Here is a 25,829-nt window from a genome sequence, read left to right as displayed (position 1 = left end):
ACCGAGATGCGCAAACTTTTGATGTCCCTGCTGATGGCCGGCTCGCTGCTCGCCGGCGGCATCGGCGCCGCCCTCGCGGACGACGCTTCGGCGCCGGCCGCGGCGTCGGCTCCCGCAGCTTCCGCTGCCCCTGACGCTTCGGCGGCCGCAGCAGCGCCTGCCGCCTCCGCACCCGCCGCCGACGCGGCATCCGGCGCCGCCGCCAGCGCGCCGGCCGCCGACGCCGCGCCCGCCGCACCGACCGCGCCGTTCTCGGTCGATTCGTCGAAGATCAGCTCGGGCGACACCGCCTGGATGCTGACCTCCACGGCGCTCGTGCTGTTCATGACGATCCCGGGTCTCGCGCTGTTCTACGGCGGCATGGTCCGCAAGAAGAACGTGCTCGCGACGCTGATGCAAAGCTTCGCGATCACCTGCGTCGTCACGGTGATCTGGACGGTGATCGGCTACTCGCTGGCGTTCACGCCGGGCGGCTCGTTCATCGGCGGCTTCTCGCGCGTCTTCCTTGAAGGCATGAACTACATCAAGGGCGACAAGGCGACGACGCTGACGGTCAGCCACCTCGCGCCGACCATCCCGGAAAGCGTGTACTTCGTGTTCCAGATGACGTTCGCGATCATCACCCCGGCGCTCATCACCGGTGCGTTCGCGGATCGCATGAAGTTCTCGGCGATGCTGGTGTTCATGTCGCTCTGGTCGGTCATCGTCTACGCGCCGATCGCGCACATGGTCTGGGAACCGACCGGCTGGCTCGCCAGCGCAGGCATCCTCGACTTCGCAGGCGGCACGGTGGTGCACATCAACGCCGGTGTGGCCGGTCTCGTGTGCTGCCTCGTGCTCGGCAAGCGTGTCGGTTATGGCCGCGAAGTGATGGCTCCGCACAACCTCGTGCTCACGCTGATCGGCGCGGCCATGCTGTGGGTGGGCTGGTTCGGCTTCAACGCGGGTTCGGCAGTGGCGGCTGACGGCCGTGCCGGTTTCGCGATGCTCACGACGCAGATCGCCACGGCATGCGCGGCGCTCGGCTGGATGTTCGCGGAGTGGATCGCCAAGGGCAAGCCTTCGGTGCTCGGTATCGCTTCGGGCGCGGTGGCAGGTCTGGTTGCGGTGACGCCGGCTTCGGGCTTCGTCGGCGTGATGGGCTCGATCGTGATCGGCGTGGTGGCAGGCGTGGTCTGCTTCTGGTCGGCTACGTGGCTCAAGCACAAGTTCGGTTATGACGACTCGCTCGACGCATTCGGCGTGCACGGCATCGGCGGCATCATCGGCGCCATCCTGACCGGCGTGTTCGCGGTCAAGGACATCGGCGGCGCCGACGGCAGCGTGATCCTGCAGATCAAGGGCGTCGCGACGACCCTGATCTACAGCGGCGTGGTCAGCTTCATCCTGCTGAAGGTCATCGACATGGTGATGGGCCTGCGCGTCACGGAAGAAGAGGAACGCGAAGGTCTGGACGTGATCCTGCACGGCGAGCGCGTCGAATAAGCGTTCGATCACGGATCCGATTCATGGTTTAAGGTTGTAGGGCAGTACAGGCAGTAAAGGCAGTAAAGGCACTACTGGAGCACAGCGACTTGGGCCCGTCCTCGTGACGGGCCCTTTCTTTTTTTGCGAGCTTTGTGCGTGCGATGGCTGCCGCAACGCGGGCGCGCGGTTTGCTCCCTCGTTTCGCGATGTGGGAATAAAGGCGCGCGGCGCGCGTTAGCTGCGTATGGGGGAAATTGCGGGGACGTTGCGGCGAAGTTGCAGGCAAGTTGCCGAGAAAGTGTCCCTTCATTTCGTGGGACTCCATTGCGCGCGACGGCGCACGCGGTCCAGAATGGATATTCACCAGGAATGAAGGGAGGGCCGGCGGCGCGCCGGGGTGACGAACCGCCCGAGGCCTGGCCGCGCATCACCCTACATGGCGTAAGGAGAACGCGTCTTGCATCCGGCGCAATCGTCCCCAGATAGACCACCGGTTTCCCTACAATCCAATAAGCTTTCGTCCGCGAGTAATCCCATATGGTCCCGCATCTGGTCACGGCGTTGAATGGCCCGCTCCTCGAACTGGAGCAGCGCATCCTCGACGCGACGCCGGCCATCGAGCGCTGGTTCCGCCTCGAATGGCAGGAGCACACGCCGCCGTTCTACTGTTCGGTGGATCTGCGCAACGCCGGCTTCAAGCTCGCGCCGGTCGACACCAATCTGTTCCCGGGCGCCTTCAACTGCCTGCCGCAGGAAGTGCTGCCGCTCGCCGTGCAGGCCGCCATGGCCGCCATCGAGAAGATCTGCCCGGACGCCAAGAATCTGCTCGTGATTCCCGAGCAGCACACGCGCAACGCGTTCTATCTGGAGAACGTCGCGCGGCTCGCCACGATCATGCGTCAGGCGGGCCTGAACGTGCGCTTCGGCACGCTCGACGAAACCATCGCCGGGCCGGTCACGATCTCGCTGGCGGACGGCCAGAAGATCGTGCTGGAGCCGCTCGAACGTTCGCAGCGCCGTCTCGGCCTGAAGAACTTCGACCCGTGCTCGATTCTTCTGAACAACGATCTGTCCGGCGGCATTCCGCCCGTGCTGGAGAACCTGCACGAGCAGTATCTGCTGCCGCCGCTGCACGCGGGCTGGGCGGTGCGCCGCAAATCCACGCACTTCTCCTGCTATGACGACGTGGCGAAGAAGTTCGCGAAGATGGTCGGCGTCGATCCGTGGATGATCAACCCGTACTTCGCGCACGTGGAAGGCGTCGACTTCGAGGCGCGCACGGGCGAGGAGCAACTGGCGACCGCCATCGACGCAGTGCTCAAGAAGATCGCGAAGAAGTACCGCGAGTACGGCATCACCGAAAAGCCCTACGTGGTGATCAAGTCCGACGCGGGCACCGACGGCCGCGGCGTGATGACGGTGCACGACGCTTCGGAGGTCGCCGCGCTCACCAAGCGCGAACGTGCGAAGATGTCGGCCACGAAGGACGGGCTCGAGGTGCACGACGTGATCGTGCAGGAAGGCGTCTACACCTTCGAGCACATCGGCGACGAAGTGGCCGAGCCGGTCGTCTACATGATCGACCGCTACGTGGTGGGCGGTTTCTACCGCGCGCACGGCAGCCGCGAGCGCGACCAGAACCTGAACGCGCCCGGCATGCACTTCGTGCCGCTCGGCTTCGAGCACACGGCGCTGCCCGACACGCGCGCGAAGCCGGGCGCGGCGCCGCCGAACCGCTTCTACATGTACGGCGTGGTCGCGCGCCTCGGATTGCTGGCGGCATCGGTCGAGCTCGAAAAGACCGACCCGGAAGCGATCCAGGTCTGATGGCCGGCGCGGACCGGCGCCAGGCACGACACGACGGATAACACGACGCTGCGCCCGCCCTGTGCGGGCGCAGCTGTCATCACATCACGAAACAGCACGGATACAGCAGGGACGACATGGACATTCTCTTCATCGCCGATCCGCTCGAGCGGTTCAAGATCTACAAGGATTCGACCTACGCGATGATGGCCGAGGCCGCGAAGCGCGGCCACACGCTCTATGCGTGCGAGCCGCAGCAGCTCGCCTGGGTGAACGGTCGCGTGGAAGCCGACGTGCGGCGCGTCGAGATCGTCGGCGATACGGCGGACCTGCATCGCGCGCCGTGGTTCACGGCCACGGACACCACGCGCGCGCTCACGGAGTTCGGCGCGGTGCTGATGCGCAAGGATCCGCCGTTCGACATGGAGTACGTCACGTCCACGTGGCTGCTGGAACTGGCCGAGCGCGCGGGCGCGAAAATCTTCAACAAGCCGCAGGCGATTCGCGATCACTCGGAAAAACTCGCGATCGGTGAATTCCCGCAGTTCGTCGCGCCCACGCTGGTCACGCGCGACGCCGCGCGTCTGCGCAAATTCCACGAAGAACATCAGGACGTGATCCTCAAGCCGCTCGACGGCATGGGCGGCATGGGCGTGTTCCGCGTGAAGGCGGACGGCATGAACCTCGGCTCGATCATCGAGATGCTGAGCGAAGACGGCCGCCGCAGCGTGATGGCGCAGAAGTTCATCCCCGAGATCAAGGACGGCGACAAGCGCATCCTGCTGATCGGCGGCGAACCGGTGCCGTACTCGCTCGCGCGCATTCCGCAGGGCAACGAGGTGCGCGGCAATCTGGCCGCGGGCGGTCTGGGCCGCGCGCAGCCGCTCACGGCGCACGACATGGAGATCGCCAAGGCGCTCGGGCCGACGCTGGCCGCGCGCGGGCTGCTGCTCGTGGGTCTCGACGCGATCGGCGACTGGCTCACCGAAGTCAACGTCACGAGCCCGACCTGCTTCCGCGAGATCATGGAGCAGACCGGCTTCGACGTGGCCGCGATGTTCATCGACGCGCTGGAGCGCGCGGCGGCTTGAGTCTGCGTCGGTTTGATGGCTTCATGCCGCGTTTCGAGGAGACGCTCGAAACGCGGCAGCGCGGCGCTTGATTCCGGGCGCCGCGACGGCATCTGAGGGGTGAGGGCGCGTAGCGCGGTGCTGCAAGGCACAAAAACTGCGCTGCACGTTGGGTGAGGTTGATGCGAGCGGAATGAAAACCGCGAGCAAAACCGCATGGTCTGCGCGAAAATGAGCCTGCTACAATGCCGCGAGTCCGTCTCCGGGACGCGCGTGCTGCATCGCCAGAAAGCGCGCCCGAGCACGTTCCGACCCTGATGGCCCACGGCTGGCCACCGGTCGGCGCCAGCATCATCCGAAGCCGTTTATTGCAGTCAAGCTGACATGGCAGGGATTCTCATCATCGCCCACGCACCGCTCGCCACCGCGCTGCGCGAGTGCATTGCCCATATTTACGGCGGTTGTCCGGCGCGCATCGGCGCACTCGACGTGCTGCCCGACAGCGACCCCGCCGAGGTGGTCGCCCGGGCCAACGCCGAAATCGAGCGTCTGCGCGAGGAAAACGGCGCGCTCGTGCTCACCGACATGTTCGGCGCCACGCCCTCGAACATCGCCGCGCGTCTCGCCACGGTGCCGCAGGTGCGCGTGCTCGCGGGCGTGAATCTGCCGATGCTGGTGCGTGCGGTCTGCTACCGCGCGACGCCGCTCGACACGCTCGTCGAAAAGGCGCTCGCGGGCGCGAGCAAGGGCGTGCAGACCATCGGTCCGTGCACGCCGCCACCCGTGAACGACTGCGGCTGCGCGCCCACGCCGTGCGCGGAAGCGGCTTCCGACGCGGCCGCCGACATGGCGAAGTCCGCCGTGGCGGGCGCGAGCTGCGCAACGGCTGCAACGGCAGCGCCAGTACTCGCCGAAGCCGGCTGCGGCGACCTCGCGAGCCGTCTCGCCGATGCGCTCAAGCCCGCTGGCACAGCCTGAGGCGGCATCCGCATCACGGCGGCGTGGCGCGAGCCGCGCCGCAGCGCGCGCGGCGCAGGCCGCGCAGCGAGCACGCCGGGCCACGGCGTCGCACAATCTCACCGCATCACTCCAACCTACACTGCGTCTGGATCGACCTATGCTGCAACAAGAAACGACCATCGTGAACAAACTCGGCCTGCATGCGCGCGCGTCGGCGAAGCTGACGCAACTGGCCGGTAACTATCAGTCGGAAATCTGGATGAGCCGTAACGGCCGCCGCATCAACGCCAAGAGCATCATGGGCGTGATGATGCTGGCCGCGGGCATCGGCAGCACGGTGCTGATCGAAACCGAAGGCCCCGACGAGCAGGACGCCATGAGCGCGCTGCTCAAGCTGATCGCCGATAAGTTCGGCGAAGGCCAGTGAAGCACGAATGAGCGTGTCCGGCGCGGTCCTCTTCCTGCGCCAGCCGCCTCGGCTTTGAGCGGACGACAGCAGCGCTTCGGCCAACGCTTCGTTCAACGCTTTACCCCCTCTCCACGCCGCGTTCCGACGCGGCGTTTTCATTGCTGCACCGATCTGCGCGCGCGCCTTCATGTCAGACGAATGCGCGAGGCATCGGCACGCGCCGCAAGCCGTTGTGGCGTTGCAAAACACGTATCGCAAGGGAACATCGGCACGCGGCGGAATTTATAATGACGGTCGGGGTCAGAGAGTGCGCATTGCAGCGGTTTGCCGCGGCATCACATAACCAGAGGAGGTGCGCGTGCCGTTCACGCTGCATGGAATTCCCGTATCGCGCGGTATTGCCATCGGGCGGGCGTATTTGATCGCTCCGGCCGCGCTCGACGTCGATCACTATCTGGTCGAGCTGTCGCAGATCGAAGCCGAGATCGAACGCTTCCGGGTCGCGCTCAAGCTCGTCGAGCAGGAGCTCGACACCTTGCGCGCCGACCTCGCCGCCGACGCGCCCAGCGAAATGGGCGCCTTCATCGGCGTGCACCTCATGATCCTGAACGACGTGATGCTCGTGCAGGAGACCATGGACCTCATCCGCACGCGCCGCTTCAACGTCGAGTGGGCGCTCACCGAACAGCTCGAACGCCTCACGCGCCACTTCGACGAAGTCGAGGACGAATACCTGCGCGAACGCAAGGCCGACATCGAGCAGGTGGTCGAACGCGTGCTCAAGGCGCTCGCGGGCGCTTCGCCCACGCCGCTGCACGGCAGCTGCGACGAGATGATCGTGGTCGCGCACGACATCGCGCCCGCCGACATGCTGCAGTTCAAGGGCCAAACCTTCCAGGGCTTCGTCACCGATCTGGGCGGCCGCACTTCGCACACGGCGATCGTCGCGCGCAGCCTCGGCATTCCGGCGGCTGTCGGCGTGCAGCAGGCGAGCGCGCTGATCCGCCAGGACGACCTCATCATCGTCGACGGCGATCACGGCGTGGTGATCGTCGATCCCGCGCCCATCGTGCTGGAGGAGTACACCTACCGGCAAAGCGAAATGGCGCTCGAGCGCCGCAAGCTGCAGCGTCTGAAGTTCTCGCCGACGCAAACGTTGTGCGGCTCGCGCATCCAGCTTTACGCGAATATCGAACTGCCCGAGGACGCCCAGGCGGCGCTCGAAGCGGGCGCGACCGGCGTGGGCCTGTTCCGCACCGAGTTCCTGTTCATGAATCACAAGGACCAGTTGCCGGAGGAGGACGAGCAGTTCGAGGCCTACAAGCGCGCGGCCGAGCTGATGAACGGGCTGCCCGTGACCATCCGCACGATCGACGTGGGCGCGGACAAGCCGCTCGATTCGCTCAGCGGCGACGGTTACGAGACCGCCGCGAACCCGGCGCTGGGTCTGCGCGCGATCCGCTGGAGCCTCTCCGAGCCGCAGATGTTCCTCACGCAGTTGCGCGCGATCCTGCGCGCGTCGGCGTTCGGCAACATCAAGATCCTGATTCCGATGCTCGCGCACGCGCAGCAGATCGACCAGACGCTCGACCTGATCCGCGAAGCGCGGCGTCAGCTCGACGACGCGGGCCTCGGCTACGATCCGAACATCCAGGTCGGCGCGATGATCGAGATTCCGGCGGCGGCGCTCGCCTTGCCGATGTTCCTGCGCCGGCTCGACTTTCTCTCGATCGGCACCAACGATCTGATCCAGTACACGCTCGCGATCGACCGCGCCGACAACGCCGTGGCCGACCTCTACGATCCGCTGCATCCGGCCGTGCTTCAGCTGATCGCGCACACGCTGCGCGAGGCGAAGCGCGCGGGCGTGCCGGTCTCGGTGTGCGGCGAGATGGCGGGCGATCCGCAGCTCACGCGTCTCTTGCTCGGCATGGGCCTGACCGAGTTCTCGATGCACCCGAGTCAGTTGCTGGTGGTGAAGCAGGAGATCCTGCGCTCGCAGTTGAAGGCGCTTGAAAAGCCGGTCGCCGATGTGCTGGCGGCTTACGAGCCTGAGGAATTGCAGGCGGCGTTAGGACGTCTCGCGCAGGCGTGACCTGCGCCGTCGAGTGCTTCAAAAGTGAAAAAGCCCCGGCATGCCGGGGCTTTTTCATGGGCGCTCAAACGTGCCGCTCGCCGTGTCGCTCGCTGCAAACGGGGCAGTCGGGCTGGCGCGCGATGCGCATCGTGTTCCATTCCATCCGCAGCGAATCGAGCATCATCAGCCGCCCGACGAGCGGCGTGCCGATCTCGCCGACCACGCGCAGCGCTTCCGCCGCCTGCATCGCGCCGATGATGCCCACCGTGGGCGCGAACACGCCCATCGTCGAGCACGCGACTTCCTCGAACGGCTGATCCTCGGGAAACACGCAGGCGTAGCAGGGCGAGTCCTCGCGGCGGAAGTCGAAGGTGCTGATCTGGCCGTCGAAGCGCAGCGCCGCGCCCGAGACGAGCGGCACGCCATGCTTCACGCAGGCGCGGTTGATCGCGTGGCGCGTGGCGAAGTTGTCGGTGCAATCGAGCACCACGCTCATCTTCGGCACCTGCTCGTCGAGCCAGGCGTCGTCGATACGCGCCTGCACGGCGTTCACCGTCACCTCGGGATTCAGGCGCGCGACGGCCTCGCGGCCCGACTCGACCTTGGCGCGGCCCACCGACGCCGTCTCGTGCATGATCTGGCGTTGCAGATTGGTGAGATCGACCGTGTCGTTGTCGACGAGCGTGAGCGTGCCGATGCCCGACGCCGCGAGATACATCGCCGCGGGCGAACCCAGCCCGCCCGCGCCGACCACGAGCGCGTGCGCGTCGAGAAAGCGCTGCTGAGCCTCGATGCCGATCTCGTCGACGAGGATATGGCGGGAATAGCGGAGGAGTTGGTCGTCGTTCATTGCGGGGCGCACGGTGCGAGGCGCAGCGACAAGGCCGGAGGGCCGCGACGTGCGCCGTGGGTACAGGTTGCCTATTGTACCGGCGCTGGCGCAGATGGCCTTGCGGCCCCTGACGCGCGAAGCGCCAGGGGCCGCAAGGAGGGTGCTACGGGATGCTGCGTGTTACTTCGCGGGGGCCGAGGCCGGAGCCGGTGCCGAAGCGCCCGGCGCCATGATCAGCGCGCCCGGTTTGACGGCGATGGGCGCCGAAGCCGAGGTGGGCGGCTTCTGCTGCGACAGGCGGCGCTCCATCGGCGACTTCGATTCCGTCACCGGCTTGCCCTGGAGCTTGTTCAGCGCCTGCTGGAGCATGAAGTCGTCAGTCGAACCGAATTCGACCGGCTTGCGCTCGCGATCCTTCTGGCGCTGTTCCGGCGTCTTCTTGTCGTTCTGCTCCTCGAGCTGACGCAGCATGTCCATGCGTTCCTGCTCGCGCAGATCCTGCTCCTTCTTCTCGTCCGGGTCCTGCGTGTTCGCAAGGTGGTTCGAGTAGTCGACTTCGCGCGTGACGAGTGCGTCGTCCGGATCGCCGTCTGCGTACTGGTCGACCGCGACGTCAGGACGGATGCCCTTGTTCTGGATCGAGCGGCCGCTCGGCGTGTAGTAGTACGCCGTGGTCAGACGCAGCGCCGTGTCGGCCGTCATCGGACGCACGGTCTGCACCGAGCCCTTGCCGAACGTCGTCTTGCCGATGATGAGCGCGCGCTTCTGGTCCTGCAGCGCGCCCGCCACGATTTCCGACGCCGACGCCGAGTAGGCGTTGGTCAGCACGATCATCGGCACGGTCTTGAACTCGGCCGCCTCGCCCTTGAGCGGATCGCCGTCGAACGACGGCAGACGGTAGTTCTCGTAGTTGTCGCGATAGACCTGCTTCGAGTCGGGGATCTGGCCGTTCGTGGAGACGACAACCGAGTCCGCCGGCAGGAACGCGCCCGCGACGCCGACCGCGCTCTGCAGCAGGCCGCCGCCGTTGTTGCGCAGGTCGAGGATGAGGCCCTTGAGGTTCGGCTCCTGGCGCGCGATGTCCTGCAGCTTGGCTGCGAGGTCAGGCGTGGTGCGTTCCTGGAAGCTCGTGATGCGGATGTACGCGTAACCCGGCGCGAGGATCTTCGACTTCACGCTCTGCACCTTGATGATGGCGCGCGTGATCGTGAGCGGGAAGGTGCGGTCGTCGGTCTTGCGGAAGATCGTGAGCGTGACCTTCGTGCCCGGGTCGCCGCGCATCTGCTTGACCGCCTGGTCGAGCGTCATGCCGCGCACGGGCTTGTCGTTGATGCGCGTGATGAGGTCGCCCGGACGGATGCCGGCGCGGAACGCGGGCGTGTCTTCGATGGGCGAGATCACCTTGATCAGGCCGTCTTCCGAGGAGATCTCGATGCCGAGGCCCGCGAAGCGGCCCTTGGTCTGTTCCTGGAGTTCCTGGTAGTCGGTCTTGTCGAGATACGACGAGTGCGGGTCGAGGCTCGACACCATGCCCTTGATGGCGGCGGTGAGGAGCTTCTTGTCGTCGACCGGCGTGACGTACTCATGCTTGATCTGACCGAAGACTTCGGCAAAGAGCCGCAGCTGGTCGAGCGGCAGCGGCTCGATCACGGTCTGCTGGGTCTGCTGCGCCGAGGCGGAAATCTGCAGGGTGGCAAATACGCCGGTCGCGAGGCCAGCGGCGATCAGGCCGATGTTTTTCAGGTTCTTTCGCATAGAGGTTGTTGCGTGCGGTCGAGGCGCGTTAGAAAAGGCGCGTGGCAGCGTCTAATGGAAAAGCGACGGACAAGTATAACTGCACAGTTGCCGCGTCTGTGTACAAGGCGCGTTCAGCGTCGGGTTCGACGAATGCGCGGGCGTGAATCGAAGCTCGCGGCGAGGCTGAACGTTGCGGGTTCGACAACCGCGCAGCGGGCGGGTTCGCAAGCCGCGTGCCGTGAATTGTGCCGTGAAATTCGCCGCGAGTGCTTGCCGGACGCGGGCGTGGCGGAGAACTGGCGCGAAGCTGGCGGCGCCGTCAGCGAGGCCGCGAGCAGCGCGGAGTGTGGCCGACGTTGCCGGCCGCCGCGCGGGTGGGCGGGTACGTGGGGGCGCGCACACGTGCTTACGCGGTTACGCCGGTAAACGGCCAGCGCCCGCTCGGATGAGCGGGCGCTGGTGAGTGTCATGCGCGGGCAGGACGGGAGGGACGGCGATTAGCCGGCCTTTTTGCCCTGGTTCGCGACAGCGGCCTGGGCCGCCGCGATCGCCTCGGCGTCGCCGAGGTAGTAATGCGTAATGGGCTTGAGGTTCTCGTCGAGTTCATAGACGAGCGGCACGCCGTTCGGAATGTTCAGGCCGACGATGTCGCTGTCCGAGATGCCGTCCAGATACTTCACGAGCGCGCGGATCGAGTTGCCGTGCGCGGCGATCACGATCTTCTTGCCCGACTTGATGGCCGGCGCGATCGACTCGTTCCACAGCGGCAGCACGCGCGCGACCGTATCCTTCAGGCATTCGGTCAGCGGCAGCTGCTCGCGCGGTACCTTGGCGTAACGCGGGTCGTTGTAGGCCGTGCGGTCATCCGACGGATCGAGCGCGGGCGGCGGCGTGTCGTAGCTGCGGCGCCAGACGAGCACCTGTTCGTCGCCGTACTTCTCGGCCGTTTCCGCCTTGTTCAGGCCCGAAAGCGCGCCGTAATGGCGCTCGTTCAGACGCCACGAGTGGACCACCGGGAGGTACATCTGGTCCATCTGGTCCTGGACGTGCCAGAGCGTGCGGATCGCGCGCTTGAGCACCGACGTGTAGGCGATGTCGAACGCATAGCCCGACGCCTTGAGGAGCTGGCCGGCCTGCTGGGCTTCGCGGTTGCCCTGTTCGGTCAGGTCGACGTCCACCCAGCCGGTGAAGCGGTTTTCCTTGTTCCACGTCGATTCGCCGTGGCGGATGAGTACGAGTTTGTACATGAGGATGCCGGTCGGTAGTGAAGAAGCGGTAATCGGGGACGGGAACGGCCAGCAAGCCAGGGCGGCCCGGTCCATCGGGTTTCGCGCCCGGGCTGGGGGCGTCAACCCTGCGACAAACGGTTATTTTATAATGAGCGGATTGTCCGAACTCGATTTCCCACGATTTCTCTTTTTCCCGGCGGCCCCTCCGTGACGTTCTTCACCAATTACATCAACCTTGTTCTCATCGCGATCGTCCTCATCTCAGGAGGGTTGCTCCTGTGGCCGACGCTCAAGCGCGGCGGCCGCGGCGGTATTTCAGCCGCCGAAGCCACGCAGATGATCAACCGCCGCAACGCGGTAGTGATCGACGTGCGTTCGGCCGAAGAGTTCGCGAAGGGCCATCTGCCCGCTGCCCGTCACCTGCCGGTGGGCGAGCTGCAAGGCAAGATCGGCCAGCTCGTGAAAAACAAGAGCAACCCGGTGCTGCTGGTCTGCCAGACGGGCCAGCACTCGAACAAGGCCGCAAGCCTTGTGAAAGAAGCCGGTTTTGCCGAAGTCCACGTGCTGGACGGCGGCGTGAACGCCTGGCAGCAGGCCGGTATGCCGGTCGTGAAACAAGGAGGTTCGAAGTGAACAAGGTGGTCATGTACAGCACCCAGGTGTGCCCGTATTGCCAGATGGCCGAACGTCTTTTAAAGTCGCGCGGCGTCGAACACATCGAGAAGGTGCTGATCGACCGGGATCCGGCGCGCCGTGAAGAAATGATGACGCGCACCGGCCGTCGCACGGTGCCGCAGGTCTATATCGGCGAGACGCACGTGGGCGGTTACGATGACCTCTCCGCGCTCGATCGTGCCGGCGGCCTGATGCCGCTGCTCGAAGCCACGGCCTGATTTTTCGGGCTGAACGTCGGTCCGATGCATCCGCCGCCCCGAAAGGGCGGCTTGGGCGCGGTAAAAGCGCCCCAGGTTTCGCCCGCGCGAGCCGAAACGGTTCGCGCGGGCGTGTTGTCGTTTGTTGCTGCTCAGTGCGGCTGCGCCGTGCAGGCTCGCATCATTGCGAGACCTTGCGATACTGTGCAGCCGCAGTTCAATCAATCAGGAAGCCAAACACCATGTCTGACGAGAATAACCAGCCGTTCTTCAACATCCAGCGCATCTACCTCAAGGACCTGTCGCTCGAGCAGCCGAACTCGCCGGCCATCTTCCTTGAGCAGGACATGCCGTCGGTGGAAGTGGAAGTCGACGTCAAGGCCGAGCGCCTCGCGGAATCGGTGTTCGAGATTCTCGTCACCGGCACGGTCACCGCCAAGGTCAAGGACAAGGTTGCGTTCCTGATCGAAGCCAAGCAGGCCGGCATTTTCGACATCCGCAACATCCCGGCTGAACAGGTCGATCCGCTCGTCGGCATCGCTTGCCCGACCATCCTGTTCCCGTACCTGCGCTCGAACATCGCCGACGCGATCACGCGTGCGGGCTTCCCGCCGATCCATCTCGCCGAGATCAACTTCCAGGCGCTCTACGAGCAACGCCTGCAGCAGATCGCGCAGCAGCAGGACGGCGCCAGCAACGCCACGCATTAATCGTTTTTTGATCGCTGATCGAACCAACCGGTGCGGAGTATCGGAATGAAAGTCGCCGTTCTCGGCGCCGGAGCGTGGGGCACCGCGCTGGCAGGGCATCTGGCCCAGGCGCATGACACGGTGTTGTGGGCGCGCGATGGCGCGCTCGTCGACGCCCTGCGCAAAACGCACGAGAACGCCCGCTATCTCGCGGGCGTCTCGCTGCCTGAATCTCTTCAGTACGAAACCGACCTCGCCGCCGCGCTCGACCACGGCGCGGGCGAGGCCGATCTCGTCGTGCTCGGCACGCCCGTGGCGGGCCTGAGCGACATGCTGCGCACGATGCGCGACCTGGGCCGCGTGCCCGCGCATTTCGTCTGGCTCTGCAAAGGCTTCGACGCCGGCTCGCAACTGATGCCGCATCAGGTCGTGGCGGCGGAATTGCCCGAGCACGCGAGCAACGGCGTGCTGTCCGGCCCGAGCTTCGCGCGCGAAGTGGCCGAGGGCCTGCCCGTCGCGCTCACGGTCGCGAGTACTTCGGCCGACTGCCGCGAGCGCACGCTGGCCGCGTTCCATCACCGCGCGATGCGCATCTATACCGGCGACGACGTCGTGGGCGTGGAAGTGGGCGGCGCGGTCAAGAACGTGCTGGCGATCGCCACCGGTATTTCCGACGGTCTCGGGCTGGGCCTGAACGCGCGCGCCGCGCTCATCACGCGCGGGCTCGCGGAAATGACCCGTCTGGGCGTCACGCTCGGCGGCCGCGCGGAAACCTTTACCGGTCTCACGGGCCTCGGCGACCTCATCCTCACCGCCACCGGCGACCTCTCGCGCAACCGCACCGTCGGCAAGCAGCTGGCGAGCGGGCGCACGCTCGACGACATTCTCGGCGCGCTCGGCCATGTGGCCGAAGGCGTGCGCTGCGCGCGCGCCGTGCTGGCGATCGCGCGCGCGCATCAGATCGACATGCCGATCACCGAGGCGGTATGCGCCGTGCTGTTCGACGGCGTGGCGCCGCGCGACGCCGTGAGCGCCCTGCTCAGGCGCGACGCGAAGGCGGAGTAGTCCGGAGCGGCGCATGATTCATGCGCCGATTTGCGTGCGGCGCGGGGCGCGTGGTGTGTTGCGCCTTCGCCGTGAATGCGCAACGTTGCGCGTGATCGCGCAAGGAGGACCGTCATGCTCACCATCGGACATTGCACGCTGGAGGCGCGGGTCGTGGACATCACGACGCTCGCCGTCGATGCCATCGTGAACGCCGCCAACACCTCGCTGCTCGGCGGCGGCGGCGTGGACGGCGCGATCCACCGCGCGGCCGGCCCCGATCTGCTGCGCGAGTGCGAGACGCTGCACGGCTGCCCGACCGGCGACGCCAAACTCACCGCCGGCTACCGGCTTCCCGCGAAACACGTGATTCACACCGTCGGCCCGGTCTGGAACGGCGGCGCGCGCGACGAGGCGTTTCTGCTCGCTTCGTGCTACCGGCGCTCGCTCGACGTCGCGCGAGACGCGGGCGTGACGAGCATCGCGTTTCCGGCGATCAGCTGCGGCGTGTATCGATTCCCGCCCGACGAAGCGGTGACGATTGCGGTCGCAACCGTGATCGACGCCTTGCCCGCGTATCCGGCGCTCGACCGCGTGATTTTCGCGTGCTTCGACGACGCGATGCTCGCGCGGTATGCGCGCGAATTGCGTGCTCAATAAGCACGCATTCGATCGATCCGTCCTTATTCCCCGCCTTCGAAACCGGCCTGACGCCACGCCTCGAACACCACCACCGCGACGGTGTTCGAGAGGTTCAGGCTGCGGTTGCCAGGCCGCATCGGCAGACGCACGCGCTGTTCGGGCGCGAAGCGCTCCAGCACGCCGTCGGGCAGGCCGCGCGTCTCCGCGCCGAACACGAACCAGTCGCCGGGCAGGAACGCGTGATCGTGAAAGCGGCCCGAGCCGCGCGTGGTGAACGCGAACATGCGCGCCGGATCGGGCGTTTCCTTCGCGACGAACGCGTCCCAGTTGGCGTGCACGTGCATCTGCGCGTATTCGTGATAGTCGAGGCCCGCGCGGCGCATCTTCGTGTCGTCGAGCGGGAAGCCGAGCGGCTCGATCAGATGCAGCCGCGCGCCCGTGTTGGCGCACAGGCGAATGACGTTGCCGGTGTTCGGCGGGATTTCCGGTTCGACGAGAACGACGTTGAACATGATGATGAAACTCGTGAAAAGACAGTAAAAGACGATAAAAACGATGCGGATGGCGAGCCGTGAGCGCTCAGTCCTTCGGCGTCCGAAGCGCGACGAAATTCGTCACGCGCCGCGCGCCCGCGGCCTTGAGCGTGTGGGCGAGGGCGTCGAGCGTGGCGCCCGAGGTCATCACGTCGTCGACCACGCCGAGGTGCAGGCCGCGCAGATCGGCCCGCGTCAGTGCGAACGCGCGGCCCACGTTGCGGCGGCGCGTTTCGCGGTCGAGCTTCGATTGCGGCGCCGTGTGCAGCGTGCGGCGCAGCAGTGTGGCGCTGGCGCGCGTGCCGAGCGCGCGGGCCAGCGGCTTCGCGATCAGCCACGCCTGGTTGTAGCCGCGCTCGATCAGGCGCTCGCGCGAGAGCGGGACGGGCACGATCAGGTCGGGCACATCCGGGTTCGAGTCGACGTCGAGCGCGTCTTCGGCGGCGAGCGCGAGCCGCCGCGCGAATTCTTCACCCAGCGCAAGCCGTGCGCGGAACTTCAGCCCGCGCGCGAGACCGTCGAGCGGCGCGCGATAGTCGGCGAGCGCGAGCGTCGCGTCGAACGCGGGCGGGGTTTTCACGCAAGCGTCACAACAATACCGGCCGCGTGTCCCGTCCGCCGCGTCCGCCGTGTTCTTCGTGCGCCGGGCGCTCGCCAGCGGCAGCGCGCAGACCGCGCAGCGCAGCCGCGCTTCGTTCCAGTACGCGGCATCGCACCCTTCGCAGAGCACGCTGCGCACGCTGGAAGCGCCGGACACGCTGAAACTGCCTCGCGTCAAATTGCCGCATAATGGGCACGGATTGGGCAGCACGAAGTGGGCGAGCCGCGGCCAACGCGCTCGCACGCTCTGACAGACGCGCGGCAGGGCCTGAAATCGGCTCCAGACACAGGCGCGTCGCCAGGCGGGCGACTCAAGAGACGTCGAAGGGGACGTCGAAGCGGGCGGCGGCGGCATCGAAGGGCGGCCCGAAGCGGGCTCGTGAACTGAAAGGATGGGAGTGAGCGAGTATACTTCGCAGACTTCGCCAATACGACCGACATGTCCCCGTCTCACCCCAGACCCGGCCGTCCGGCCTATGATCCGCGCCATGTGCAGCGGATTTTCGATCGTCGCGCGGCGGCGTTCGACGAGGTTGCGTTCCTGCCGCGTGAAATCGCGAGCCGCATGCGCGAGCGCCTCGACTACATCAAGGTGAGCCCCGCAGCCGTGCTCGACCTGGGCTGCGGCCCCGGTGACGACCTCCCGAATCTGCGCGAGCGCTTCCCCGAAGCGCCGGTATTCGGCGCCGACCTCTCGTTTGCCATGCTCGAGCGCGCCTGCGCGCACGACGCCGGCGACACCAGCTGGCGCCGCTTCCTTCCCGCCTCGATCGGCCGGGCGCTCGGCGCACGCGGTCCGCGTTTCGCGCAGGCCGATTTCGCCGAACTGCCGTTCGCGCACGGCGCGTTCGAGCTGCTCTGGTCGAACCTCGCGCTGCACTGGCATCCGCGCCCGGACCTCGTGTTCGGCGAATGGCAGCGCGTGCTCAAGGTGAACGGCCTGCTGATGTTCAGCACGCTCGGCCCCGACACGCTCAAGGAGCTGCGCGGCGCCTATGCCGAAGTCGAGGCCGCGCACGGCGTGCCCACGCAGCCGCACGTGATCGATTTCGTCGACATGCACGATCTCGGCGACATGCTGGTCGAAAACGGCTTCGAGATTCCGGTGATGGACCAGGAGACGCTCACCGTCACCTACAAGTCGCCGGAGAAACTGCTCGCCGATGTGCGCCGCTGGGGCGCTTATCCGTTTGGTTCGGAAGCGTTCGGCACGGAGGCGTCGGATGCCGGGAAGCTCGCGCCGCGCAAGCTGTATCGCGCGTTGCTGGAGGCACTGGAGGCGCGCCGCCTGAAGGACGGGCCGAACGCCGGGACCATCCCGCTCACCTTCGAGATCATCTACGGACACGCCTGGAAGGCCGTCCCGCGCACGACTGCGGAAGGCCACGGGATCGTGCGGATCGAAGATATCGGACGCGGTCCGACAAGGAATCGCTGACGTGGTAAGGGGGCTTTCGTTATGCCTGAAATTAGCGCCTGAAAAGCCCCCGAAATTTTGTTGAAAAATCGCTGGAAGTGCCGTCTGGTAAGGGTTTTAGGCAGATCGGGGCTTGCTTGTGAGGGCTGGGGTTCGCGCCTATAATGCGTCAGCTTGTTGCACGGACAGACCCCAAATCCGACACGGCAAGTCCAGATCTCCCGCAGTTGTGTAAGGCGCAAAGCGGCGATAGTCTGAGGATGTTGCAGTGGGGGAAGCGAGCGATGCAGACATCTGATCTGCTGGCGAGTTCGGCGGAGCCGGTCCTGCAAGACTGGACCATGAAGCGCAATTGTTCGGTTTCGCCCAGGCAATTCGTGTTGTTCTATGTGTCGCTGGCGCTGGTCTCCATCGCGATCGCCGTTCTGCTGTTGATCCACGGCGCCTGGCTGGTTTTGCCGTTCACTGGAATCGATCTGTTGGTAGTTGGGGGCGCCTTCGCCATCTATGCGCGCCATGCTGTCGATTACGAACGTATCAGGCTATATCCGAACCGGCTGGTGATCGAGCAGATGAGCGCCAACGCGCTCACCCAGTTCGAATTCAATCCCCGCTGGGTCCGGGTCGAGCCGGGCGCGACCCCACGCGATCCGGTGCGTCTCGTGTCCCGCGGCCAGGCGGTCGCTGTCGGGTTGCATCTGCCGCAGTATCGGCGTGCGCAGTTCGCGCGGGAACTGCGTGCGTGGCTTGCGCGCGCGGGTTGAGTTCATGCGTGCCGCGTCGTTTTGCGAGTCGCGGCGCGAGCGCCCCAGGGCGCGACCTGATTGCGAAACCTTCCTGCGGGGTCGAGGGTTTGAATGGAAATTATGGGTAAGGAAGCTATGAAAACAATCAAGCGAGCCCTACAGGGCGTGCTCGCGTGCAGCGGACTTCTGGTCGCGGGCGCGGCACTCGCAGTCGGAGACGTTCCGGGCGGTCCAGCGGTCAACGAGATCAATCTCCAGCCGCCCGTCACGCGCATCGCAGAAGAGCTCTACAGCCTCCATACGATGATGCTGATCCTGTGCACGGTGATTTTCATCGGCGTGTTCGGCGTCATGTTCTATTCGATCTTTGCGCACCGCAAATCGAAGGGCCATCAGGCCGCGCATTTCCACGAGAGCACGACCGTCGAAATCATCTGGACGGTGGTGCCGTTCGTGATCGTCGTGCTGATGGCGCTGCCGGCGACGAAAGCCGTCGTGGCGATGAAGGACACGTCCAACGCCGACCTCACCGTGAAGGTCACCGGCTATCAGTGGAAGTGGGGCTACGACTACGTGAAGGGGCCGGGCGAGGGCATCAGCTTCCTCTCGACGCTCACCACGCCGCGCGCCGAAGTGAACGGCCACGCGCCGATCACCGACACCTATCTGCAGGAAGTCGACAACCCGCTCGTGGTGCCGGTCAACAAGAAGATCCGCGTGATCACGACCGCCAACGACGTGGTCCACTCGTGGTACGTGCCCGCGTTCGGCGTGAAGCAGGACGCGATTCCGGGCTTCGTGCGCGACACGTGGTTCAAGGCCGAGAAGACGGGCACCTATCGCGGCTTCTGCACCGAGCTGTGCGGCAAGGAACACGCGTACATGCCGGTCGTGGTCGAAGTGCTGTCCGACGACGACTACGCGAAGTGGGTGCAGACGCAGAAGGCGAAGATGTCCGCCGCCAACGACGACCCGAACAAGACCTACACGATGGCCGAGCTCAAGGAGCGCGGCGAGAAGGTCTACGCGGCCAACTGCGCCGTGTGCCACCAGCCGACCGGCAAGGGCGCGGGCGCGTTTCCCGCGCTCGACGGCAGCAAGGTCGCGAACGGTCCGATCGCCGAGCACGTGAGTATCGTGCTGCACGGCAAGAACGCGATGCCGTCGTGGGCGCCCACGCTCAACGACGTGGAGATCGCCTCGGTCGTCACGTACGAGCGCAATACGTGGGGCAACCACATGGGCGACCTCCTGCAACCGCGTCAGGTCGCCGACGCGCGCAACGGCAAGCTGCCCGAAGGCGGCGCGACGGCCGCGGCGGGTGCCGCAGGTGCGTCGGGCGCAGCGGGCGCTTCGGGTGCGGAAGCCGCATCGGCTGCCTCGGGCGCCGATCAAGCCGCCGCGAGCGGCGCGGATCAGGCTTCGGGCGCGGCGCAAAGCAGCGCATCGCTGCCCGCGAACGTCTACTTCGAAGTGGGCAAGAGCACGCTGCCCGCCGACGCGAAAGACGCCATCCAGGCCGCCGCCGACTATGCGAAGGCGCACCCGGACGCGAAGTTCACGCTCTCGGGCTACACCGACGCGAGCGGCAAGGCCGACGCGAACGCCGAACTCGCCAAGCATCGCGCGCAAGCCGTGCGCGACGCGCTGAAGGCAGCCGGTATCGCCGAAGACCACATCATCATGAAGAAGCCGGAAACCGTCACTGGCGGCGCCGATCCGAAAGAGGCGCGCCGCGTGGCGATCAGCCCGGCAGCTTGAGCCGCGCGGCCGGCCACACGGCCGCGACGGCAAGCAGTCCATAAGAATTCAAAAGAACGCGCAGTACGCAGTACGAGCGGGCCTACGCACGCCCTGACCAAACTGCAGTAAGAGACGCAAAGCAATTCGCTTCAGGAGAGACTCATGTCGAGCATCGGACACGATGTAGCGGGGCACGGCCACGTGCATGGCGACCACGCGCACGAGACGCCGCACGGCTGGCGGCGCTGGCTGCTGGCCACCAATCACAAGGACATCGGAACGCTGTATCTGCTGTTCTCGTTCGTGATGTTCCTGTCGGGCGGCGTGATGGCGCTCGGCATCCGCGCGGAGCTGTTCGAACCCGGATTGCAGATCATGCGCCCCGAGTTCTTCAACCAGCTCACCACCATGCACGGCCTGATCATGGTGTTCGGCGCGATCATGCCGGCCTTCGTGGGCTTCGCGAACTGGATGGTGCCGCTGCAGATCGGCGCCTCGGACATGGCGTTCGCGCGCATGAACAACTTCAGCTTCTGGCTGCTGCCGGCCGCCGCGTGTCTGCTGGTCGGCTCGTTCTTCGCGCCCGGCGGCGCGACGGCCGCGGGCTGGACGCTCTACGCGCCGCTCTCCACGCAGATGGGCCCCGGCATGGACTTCGCGATTTTCGCAGTCCACATCATGGGTGCTTCGTCGATCATGGGCGGCATCAACATCGTCGTGACGATCCTGAACATGCGCGCGCCGGGCATGACGCTCATGAAGATGCCGATGTTCGCGTGGACGTGGCTGATCACCGCCTACCTGCTGATCGCCGTGATGCCGGTGCTCGCGGGCGCGATCACGATGCTGCTGTTCGACCGCCACTTCGGCACGAGCTTCTTCAACGCGGCGGGCGGCGGCGACCCGGTCATGTACCAGCACATCTTCTGGTTCTTCGGCCACCCCGAGGTCTACATCATGATCTTGCCGGCGTTCGGGATCGTGTCGCAGGTGATTCCGGCGTTCTCGCGCAAGCCGCTGTTCGGCTATAGCTCGATGGTGTACGCCACGGCGTCGATCGCGATTCTCTCGTTCATGGTCTGGGCGCACCACATGTTCGCCACCGGCATGCCGGTCACGGGCCAGCTGTTCTTCATGTACGCGACGATGCTGATCGCGGTGCCGACGGGCGTGAAGGTGTTCAACTGGGTCGCCACCATGTGGCGCGGCTCGCTGACCTTCGAAACGCCGATGCTGTGGGCCGTGGGCTTTCTGATCGTGTTCACGTTCGGCGGCCTCTCGGGCCTGATGCTCGCGATGGCGCCGCTCGACATCCAGTATCACGGGACTTATTTCGTGGTGGCGCACTTCCACTACGTGCTGGTGGCGGGGTCCTTATTCGCGCTGTTCTCAGGGTGGTACTACTGGTCGCCAAAATGGACTGGCTGGATGTACAACGAGATGCGCGGCAAGATCCACTTCTGGTGCTCGCTGTTCTTCTTCAACCTCGCGTTCCTGCCGATGCACTTCGTCGGCCTCGCCGGGATGCCGCGCCGCTATGCGGACTATCCGGCCCAGTTCACCGACTGGAACCAGGTGATCACGATCGGCGCATTCGGCTTCGGGCTGTCGCAGGTGTACTTCCTGTTCTTCGTGGCGCTGCCCGTGTATCGCGGCGGCGGCGATCTGGAACCCGCCGGCGACAAGCCGTGGGACGGCGCGACCGGCCTCGAATGGACCGTGCCGAGCCCGGCGCCGTTCCACACCTTCGAGAATCCGCCGACGGTCGAGTAAGCCGCGTTTCGCCTCCCGTGTCCGGCGCGTGCCGGGCACGACGCGAGGCGATCACGCCGATCCGCTAAACACGCCGCGGTCTTTGTGCGGTTTTCATCGCAGCACGCAACGAGGAGCGATTCACGATGCGCATCACGATGACCGAGCTGGACCCGGCCAACCCTGGCGCGAGCATGACCCGCAATTCAGACAAAAGACGCACGCCCGAACAGATTCGCGCGGGCAACCGTCGGCTCGGCCTCGTGCTGCTGGCGATCGTCGCGGCCTTCTTTCTGGCCGGCGTCGTCAAGCAGGTGTATTTCGCCGGCCACTGACGCCGGGGCACGAGCCGTCTTACCGCAAGAGGAAGTTCGATGTCCACGCAGCATGCCGATAACGACCGCGCGTTCAACCGATCGATGCTCGTGAAGCTCGTCGTGGTCGCGCTGTTGATGTTCGGTTTCGGCTTCGCGCTGGTGCCGATGTATCGCGCGATCTGCCAGATCACCGGCATCAACAATCTCGTGCAGCGCGACGCCACCGAACGCGAGGCGCGCAACACGCAGGTCGACATGACGCGCACGGTGTCGATCGAGCTCGACGCGAATGCGCGCGGGCTGCTCGGCTTCCGTCCCGAGCAGCGCAGCATCGACGTGCATCCGGGCGAGGTCATGACCGTGATGTACGACATTTCGAACAACGAAGGACGCACGATCGACGCGCAGGCGATTCCGAGCTACGCGCCGAAGCAGGCAACCGAGTATTTCCGCAAGATCGAGTGCTTCTGCTTCACGCAGCAGACCTTGAAGGCGAACGAAACGAAGCGCATGCCGGTGGTGTTCGTGATCGACCCGAAGCTGCCTAAGGATGTGAAGACGATCACGCTGTCGTACACGTTCTTCGAGCTGAACAAGCCGGCGGTGCCGGCTGCGCCGAAGCAGGCGGCGGGCGCGTGAGCCCGGCGCGACGATCACTCAGCACGGATGCGGTGAAGCGCCCATGAACGGACACGGCACGAACGGCGAAGGCAGCGCGAAGAAGGGCGGTTTCATGCAGCTCGTGAAGGCGGTCGCGTGGTCGTTCCTCGGCGTGCGCAAGCGCGCGGACCTCGAAGCCGATGCCGCGCAACTGCACCCGGCGGCGCTGATCGCGGCGGGCATCATCGGCGCGGTGCTGTTCATCGTCGTGCTGTTGCTGATCGTGCACGCGGTGGTGGGTTGAAGCCGCGCGACGTATTGGGGAAAGCGGTCGAAAAGGTGCGCGAGAGAGCAGACAACGCAGCAAACAAGAAGCACAACGAGAGACATACAGCCGGCTGCGGCCGGAGCAACTGGAAATTGGAGAATCAGGCATGAGCGGCCAAAACGATAGCCCGTACTACTTCATTCCGCACCCGTCGCGGCATCCGATCAGCGCGGCCGTCGGCCTTCTGGTCATGCTCGCCTCGCTCGCGTCGTGGATCAACGGCGATTCGTGGGCGCCGATCGGCGTCGTGATCGGATTGCTGTGGGTGCTGTTCACGCTCTATCACTGGTTCGGCGACGCCATCGCCGAGTCGGAGGGCGGCATGTACGGCAAGCGCGTCGACGTGTCGTACCGATGGAGCATGAGCTGGTTCATCTTCTCCGAGGTGATGTTCTTCGGCGCATTCTTCGGCGCGCTGTTCTACGCGCGCCAGATCGCGCTGCACCAGCTCGGCAGCCTCGACTACAAGCTGATCTGGCCGGACTTCGCGGCGGTGTGGCCGAACAACGGTCCGGCGGCGCTGGTCTCGCACTTCCGCTCGATGACGCCGTGGCCGGTGCCGACCATCAACACCGCGCTGCTGCTCTCGTCGGGCGCGACGCTCACGGTCTCGCACCACGCGCTGCGCGAGAACCATCGCACCAAGGCCATCGCGTGGCTCGCGGCCACGATCGTGCTGGGGTTGTGCTTCCTGTTCCTGCAGGCGTTCGAGTACATCCACGCTTATGGCGAACTGAACCTCACGCTCGCCTCGGGCATCTACGGTTCGACGTTCTTCCTGCTCACGGGCTTCCACGGCTTCCACGTCTTCCTCGGCGGAACGATGCTGACCGTGGTGCTGATCCGCATGATTCGCGGTCACTTCACGGCGGAGCATCACTTCGCGTTCGAGGGCGCGGCGTGGTACTGGCACTTCGTGGACGTGGTGTGGCTGGGTCTCTACGTCGTCGTGTACTGGCTCTGACACACGCCGCGCGGGACGCGCGCTTCGCGGCGAACAACAGCATGCAGACGCCGCTCCGACCTCGTCGGCGCGGCGTTTTTGTCTTTGAAGCACTGAGTTTGATGAACTGACGATCGAGCTGGAAACGCGTGCGCGAATTAGCGGCCGTACGGAATGCCGGTGGACTGAATCCAGCCCATCCAGTGTGCGAAGAGGATGAAGAGAAACAGCGAGATCGAGAGGCCGACGCGGGTGGCGAGCGACCAGACCATGCGCTTGGTGCGGCCCCGGTCGTGCATCATGAAGTAGAGCGCCGAGATCATGCTGGCGATGATCAGCGCGAACGCAACAGGGACCAGGATGTGCATGAAGTTCACGGAAGTTGGCATGACTGAAAACGCCCGTCTCATTATGGCACCGCGTATTGCCGGGTGGGGTTCGATCGCGGCGATCACCGGTATTTCACGCATCGGACGTGCCCGATGAAAATCCGCCTCGTGCCCGCGCTGCTCATCCTGATCGTGATGGCCGTGACGATCCGGCTCGGCTTCTGGCAGCGCGACCGCGCGCATCAGAAGGAGGCGCTCCAGGCGCAGATCACGCAATACGAAAACGCGAGCCCGCAAACCGTGGGCGCGGCGCTGCTCGCGCTCAAGGACGTCCAGTTTCACCGGATGCGCGCGACCGGCACGTTTTTGCCCGAGCGCGTGGTGTATCTCGACAATCGTCCCTATAACGAACAGCCAGGCTTTTACGTCGTGATGCCGCTTAAACTCGAAGGCGGCGGCGTGGTGCTCGTGAATCGCGGCTGGCTGCCGCGCAGCATCGAGAACCGCGAGACGATCGCGCCCTATGACACGCCCGCGGGCACGGTCACGGTGGAAGGCATCGCGCGTGCGGACGCCTCGCGCGCGTACGAACTGGGTGCCGGCGGCTCTGCAGCGCATCAGAAGATACGGCAGAATCTCGGCGTCGCTTCCTACGCGGCCGAAACCGGATTGCCGCTGCAACCCTTCGTGATCCAGCAGACCGCCTTCGTGCCGCCCCTCAAGGACGGCCTCGTGCGCGACTGGCCGGCGCCCGCCACCGACGTCGAACGCAACTACGGTTACATGCTCCAGTGGTGGGGCATGGCGGCCGCGGCGTTCGGATTCGGGTTGTACGCGGCGCGCCGGGCTGCGACAAAAGAGCGCACGCAAGGCCCGATGCAGAGCACGAAGGACGCCTGAGCATCCCGGGCGCGACCGCATCGCGCCCCGTGAAGCCGGTCTTGGGAAAGCGCGCTGCCGCACGTCAGCGCAGGACAAACTGGAAGCGACAACAACGAGGTTCAAGTCGTGTCGACGCACACCCCCGATACATCGCAGCTCGCGCGCCAAGGCGCGCGCGGCGGCAACGGTCAGCAGAAAGGTTCGTGGCAACGCGGACGCTGGATGCTGCTGTTCATCGCGCTCATCTGCGGCGCGCCCATCGCCATTTCGTATTTCACGTACTACGTGATCAAGCCGAAGGGCGGCAGCACGAGCTACGGCACGCTGATCGAGCCGCAGCGCACGATTCCGTCCGCGCTGATGGTGACCGGCGACGACGGCCGCGAAGTGCCGCTCGCCTCGCTGCGCGGCCGCTGGCTGATGCTCACGGTGGACGGCGGCGCGTGCAGCGACGCCTGCGCGCAGAAGCTCTATTTCATGCGCCAGGTGCGCGCGACCCAGGGCGCGGAGCGCGAGCGCATCGTCACGGTGTTTCTGCGCACCGACGACGCGAACGTGCCCGACAAGGTCAAGCAGGCCTACGCGGATACGCGCATAGTGCGCGCCGATCCGGTCGCGGTGGCCGCGTGGCTGCCTGCCACCGACACCACGAAGGACACCGACCACATCTATCTGGTCGATCCGAACGGCAATCTGATGATGCGATTCCCGGCCCAGCCGGATCCGTCAAAGATCAAACAAGACGTCACTAAGCTCCTCAAGTGGTCCCGCATCGGTTAAGGTGCGCAGCGCGAGTCTGACAGAG

The 25,829-nt window shown here is 65.7% G+C and carries 27 protein-coding genes; 21 read left to right on the top strand and 6 right to left on the bottom strand.

From position 1 onward, the window contains the following. Positions 1-6 precede the first annotated feature (6 nt). The 6 genes from U4Y88_RS18580 (at position 7) to ptsP (ending at position 7,807) form a co-directional block, all read left to right on the top strand. Positions 7-1,485, top strand: coding sequence for an ammonium transporter (locus U4Y88_RS18580; protein WP_321785584.1), 1,479 nt, complete (start codon positions 7-9; stop codon positions 1,483-1,485). 519 nt (positions 1,486-2,004) lie between these two features. Then, complete coding sequence (gshA, locus tag U4Y88_RS18575; protein ID WP_065062103.1) at positions 2,005-3,294, top strand: glutamate--cysteine ligase; 1,290 nt, start codon at positions 2,005-2,007, stop codon at positions 3,292-3,294. Positions 3,295-3,410: 116 nt separating this feature from the next. Continuing rightward, complete coding sequence (gene gshB, locus U4Y88_RS18570; protein ID WP_310630736.1) at positions 3,411-4,364, top strand: glutathione synthase; 954 nt, start codon at positions 3,411-3,413, stop codon at positions 4,362-4,364. Between the two features lie 363 nt (positions 4,365-4,727). Beyond that, the gene (locus U4Y88_RS18565) at positions 4,728-5,321 is read left to right on the top strand and encodes a PTS sugar transporter subunit IIA (protein WP_224010296.1); all 594 of its coding nucleotides are present in this window, start codon (positions 4,728-4,730) and stop codon (positions 5,319-5,321) included. A gap of 139 nt (positions 5,322-5,460) precedes the next feature. Further along, entirely contained in the window at positions 5,461-5,730 is a 270-nt protein-coding gene (locus tag U4Y88_RS18560; protein ID WP_065062107.1) for an HPr family phosphocarrier protein, read from the top strand. Positions 5,731-6,070: 340 nt separating this feature from the next. Next, positions 6,071-7,807: a phosphoenolpyruvate--protein phosphotransferase gene (gene ptsP / locus U4Y88_RS18555; RefSeq protein WP_224010298.1), complete on the top strand. Its 1,737-nt coding sequence runs from the start codon at positions 6,071-6,073 to the stop codon at positions 7,805-7,807. 64 nt (positions 7,808-7,871) lie between these two features. Here ptsP and U4Y88_RS18550 read toward each other — a convergent pair whose 3' ends face one another. The 3 genes from U4Y88_RS18550 to gpmA all read right to left on the bottom strand — a co-directional run bounded on the left by U4Y88_RS18550 (position 7,872) and on the right by gpmA (position 11,605). Beyond that, positions 7,872-8,639, bottom strand: coding sequence for a HesA/MoeB/ThiF family protein (locus tag U4Y88_RS18550; RefSeq protein ID WP_224010300.1), 768 nt, complete (start codon positions 8,637-8,639; stop codon positions 7,872-7,874). 162 nt (positions 8,640-8,801) lie between these two features. Continuing rightward, positions 8,802-10,376, bottom strand: a complete 1,575-nt coding sequence (locus U4Y88_RS18545; protein WP_310630733.1) for a S41 family peptidase — start codon at positions 10,374-10,376, stop codon at positions 8,802-8,804. A gap of 479 nt (positions 10,377-10,855) precedes the next feature. Next, a complete protein-coding gene (gpmA, locus tag U4Y88_RS18540; RefSeq protein WP_224010302.1) occupies positions 10,856-11,605 on the bottom strand; it encodes a 2,3-diphosphoglycerate-dependent phosphoglycerate mutase in 750 nt (249 codons plus the stop codon). A 189-nt stretch (positions 11,606-11,794) separates the two neighbouring features. Here gpmA and U4Y88_RS18535 point away from each other — a divergent pair, with 189 nt between their 5' ends. The 5 genes from U4Y88_RS18535 (at position 11,795) to U4Y88_RS18515 (ending at position 14,852) form a co-directional block, all read left to right on the top strand. Next, positions 11,795-12,220: a rhodanese-like domain-containing protein gene (locus U4Y88_RS18535; RefSeq protein ID WP_224010303.1), complete on the top strand. Its 426-nt coding sequence runs from the start codon at positions 11,795-11,797 to the stop codon at positions 12,218-12,220. Next, the gene (gene grxC / locus U4Y88_RS18530; RefSeq protein ID WP_205996396.1) at positions 12,217-12,480 is read left to right on the top strand and encodes a glutaredoxin 3; all 264 of its coding nucleotides are present in this window, start codon (positions 12,217-12,219) and stop codon (positions 12,478-12,480) included. Before U4Y88_RS18535 ends, grxC begins: the two co-directional genes overlap by 4 nt. A gap of 221 nt (positions 12,481-12,701) precedes the next feature. Next, positions 12,702-13,169: a protein-export chaperone SecB gene (secB, locus tag U4Y88_RS18525; RefSeq protein ID WP_065062119.1), complete on the top strand. Its 468-nt coding sequence runs from the start codon at positions 12,702-12,704 to the stop codon at positions 13,167-13,169. A gap of 45 nt (positions 13,170-13,214) precedes the next feature. Further along, positions 13,215-14,213 (top strand): NAD(P)H-dependent glycerol-3-phosphate dehydrogenase, encoded by a 999-nt coding sequence (locus tag U4Y88_RS18520; RefSeq protein WP_224010304.1) that lies wholly within the window; start codon positions 13,215-13,217, stop codon positions 14,211-14,213. 114 nt (positions 14,214-14,327) lie between these two features. Further along, complete coding sequence (locus U4Y88_RS18515) at positions 14,328-14,852, top strand: O-acetyl-ADP-ribose deacetylase (RefSeq protein ID WP_310630732.1); 525 nt, start codon at positions 14,328-14,330, stop codon at positions 14,850-14,852. A gap of 23 nt (positions 14,853-14,875) precedes the next feature. Here U4Y88_RS18515 and trmL read toward each other — a convergent pair whose 3' ends face one another. Continuing rightward, positions 14,876-15,346 carry a tRNA (uridine(34)/cytosine(34)/5-carboxymethylaminomethyluridine(34)-2'-O)-methyltransferase TrmL gene (trmL, locus tag U4Y88_RS18510; protein ID WP_065062125.1) on the bottom strand — a complete coding sequence of 157 codons (471 nt, stop codon included), beginning with the start codon at positions 15,344-15,346 and terminating at the stop codon, positions 14,876-14,878. A 67-nt stretch (positions 15,347-15,413) separates the two neighbouring features. Continuing rightward, the gene (locus tag U4Y88_RS18505; RefSeq protein WP_321785839.1) at positions 15,414-16,232 is read right to left on the bottom strand and encodes a ComF family protein; all 819 of its coding nucleotides are present in this window, start codon (positions 16,230-16,232) and stop codon (positions 15,414-15,416) included. A 174-nt stretch (positions 16,233-16,406) separates the two neighbouring features. Between U4Y88_RS18505 and U4Y88_RS18500 the strand changes: the two genes are divergently transcribed. The 8 genes from U4Y88_RS18500 to U4Y88_RS18465 all read left to right on the top strand — a co-directional run bounded on the left by U4Y88_RS18500 (position 16,407) and on the right by U4Y88_RS18465 (position 23,834). After that, on the top strand, positions 16,407-17,405 hold the full coding sequence (locus U4Y88_RS18500) for a methyltransferase domain-containing protein (protein ID WP_321785582.1): 999 nt from the start codon (positions 16,407-16,409) through the stop codon (positions 17,403-17,405). A 263-nt stretch (positions 17,406-17,668) separates the two neighbouring features. Continuing rightward, positions 17,669-18,148, top strand: a complete 480-nt coding sequence (locus tag U4Y88_RS18495; protein WP_224010307.1) for a DUF2244 domain-containing protein — start codon at positions 17,669-17,671, stop codon at positions 18,146-18,148. A gap of 93 nt (positions 18,149-18,241) precedes the next feature. Continuing rightward, on the top strand, positions 18,242-19,891 hold the full coding sequence (gene coxB, locus U4Y88_RS18490; protein ID WP_224010309.1) for a cytochrome c oxidase subunit II: 1,650 nt from the start codon (positions 18,242-18,244) through the stop codon (positions 19,889-19,891). A gap of 144 nt (positions 19,892-20,035) precedes the next feature. Continuing rightward, positions 20,036-21,646, top strand: a complete 1,611-nt coding sequence (gene ctaD / locus U4Y88_RS18485) for a cytochrome c oxidase subunit I (RefSeq protein WP_224010311.1) — start codon at positions 20,036-20,038, stop codon at positions 21,644-21,646. A 173-nt stretch (positions 21,647-21,819) separates the two neighbouring features. Then, positions 21,820-21,960, top strand: a complete 141-nt coding sequence (locus U4Y88_RS18480; protein ID WP_224010485.1) for a cytochrome oxidase small assembly protein — start codon at positions 21,820-21,822, stop codon at positions 21,958-21,960. A 39-nt stretch (positions 21,961-21,999) separates the two neighbouring features. After that, the gene (locus tag U4Y88_RS18475; protein ID WP_224010313.1) at positions 22,000-22,581 is read left to right on the top strand and encodes a cytochrome c oxidase assembly protein; all 582 of its coding nucleotides are present in this window, start codon (positions 22,000-22,002) and stop codon (positions 22,579-22,581) included. Positions 22,582-22,624: 43 nt separating this feature from the next. Continuing rightward, positions 22,625-22,846 (top strand): DUF2970 domain-containing protein, encoded by a 222-nt coding sequence (locus U4Y88_RS18470; protein ID WP_224010315.1) that lies wholly within the window; start codon positions 22,625-22,627, stop codon positions 22,844-22,846. 130 nt (positions 22,847-22,976) lie between these two features. Then, positions 22,977-23,834, top strand: a complete 858-nt coding sequence (locus U4Y88_RS18465; protein WP_224010316.1) for a cytochrome c oxidase subunit 3 — start codon at positions 22,977-22,979, stop codon at positions 23,832-23,834. A gap of 137 nt (positions 23,835-23,971) precedes the next feature. Here the strand turns inward: U4Y88_RS18465 and U4Y88_RS18460 are convergent, their stop codons facing one another. Beyond that, positions 23,972-24,181 (bottom strand): twin transmembrane helix small protein, encoded by a 210-nt coding sequence (locus tag U4Y88_RS18460; protein ID WP_028201826.1) that lies wholly within the window; start codon positions 24,179-24,181, stop codon positions 23,972-23,974. A 114-nt stretch (positions 24,182-24,295) separates the two neighbouring features. On the opposite strand from U4Y88_RS18460, the gene U4Y88_RS18455 reads away from it, so the two are divergent. After that, entirely contained in the window at positions 24,296-25,042 is a 747-nt protein-coding gene (locus tag U4Y88_RS18455; protein WP_321785580.1) for an SURF1 family protein, read from the top strand. A gap of 108 nt (positions 25,043-25,150) precedes the next feature. Next, complete coding sequence (locus U4Y88_RS18450; RefSeq protein WP_321785578.1) at positions 25,151-25,804, top strand: cytochrome C oxidase subunit I; 654 nt, start codon at positions 25,151-25,153, stop codon at positions 25,802-25,804. The last annotated feature ends 25 nt before the right edge of the window (positions 25,805-25,829 follow it).

This window comes from Paraburkholderia sp. J94 (assembly GCF_905220285.1).
GTDB lineage: Bacteria > Pseudomonadota > Gammaproteobacteria > Burkholderiales > Burkholderiaceae > Paraburkholderia > Paraburkholderia tropica_A.
Note: the sequence above shows the minus strand (reverse complement) of the source record. Positions and strands in the feature narration are given on the sequence as shown.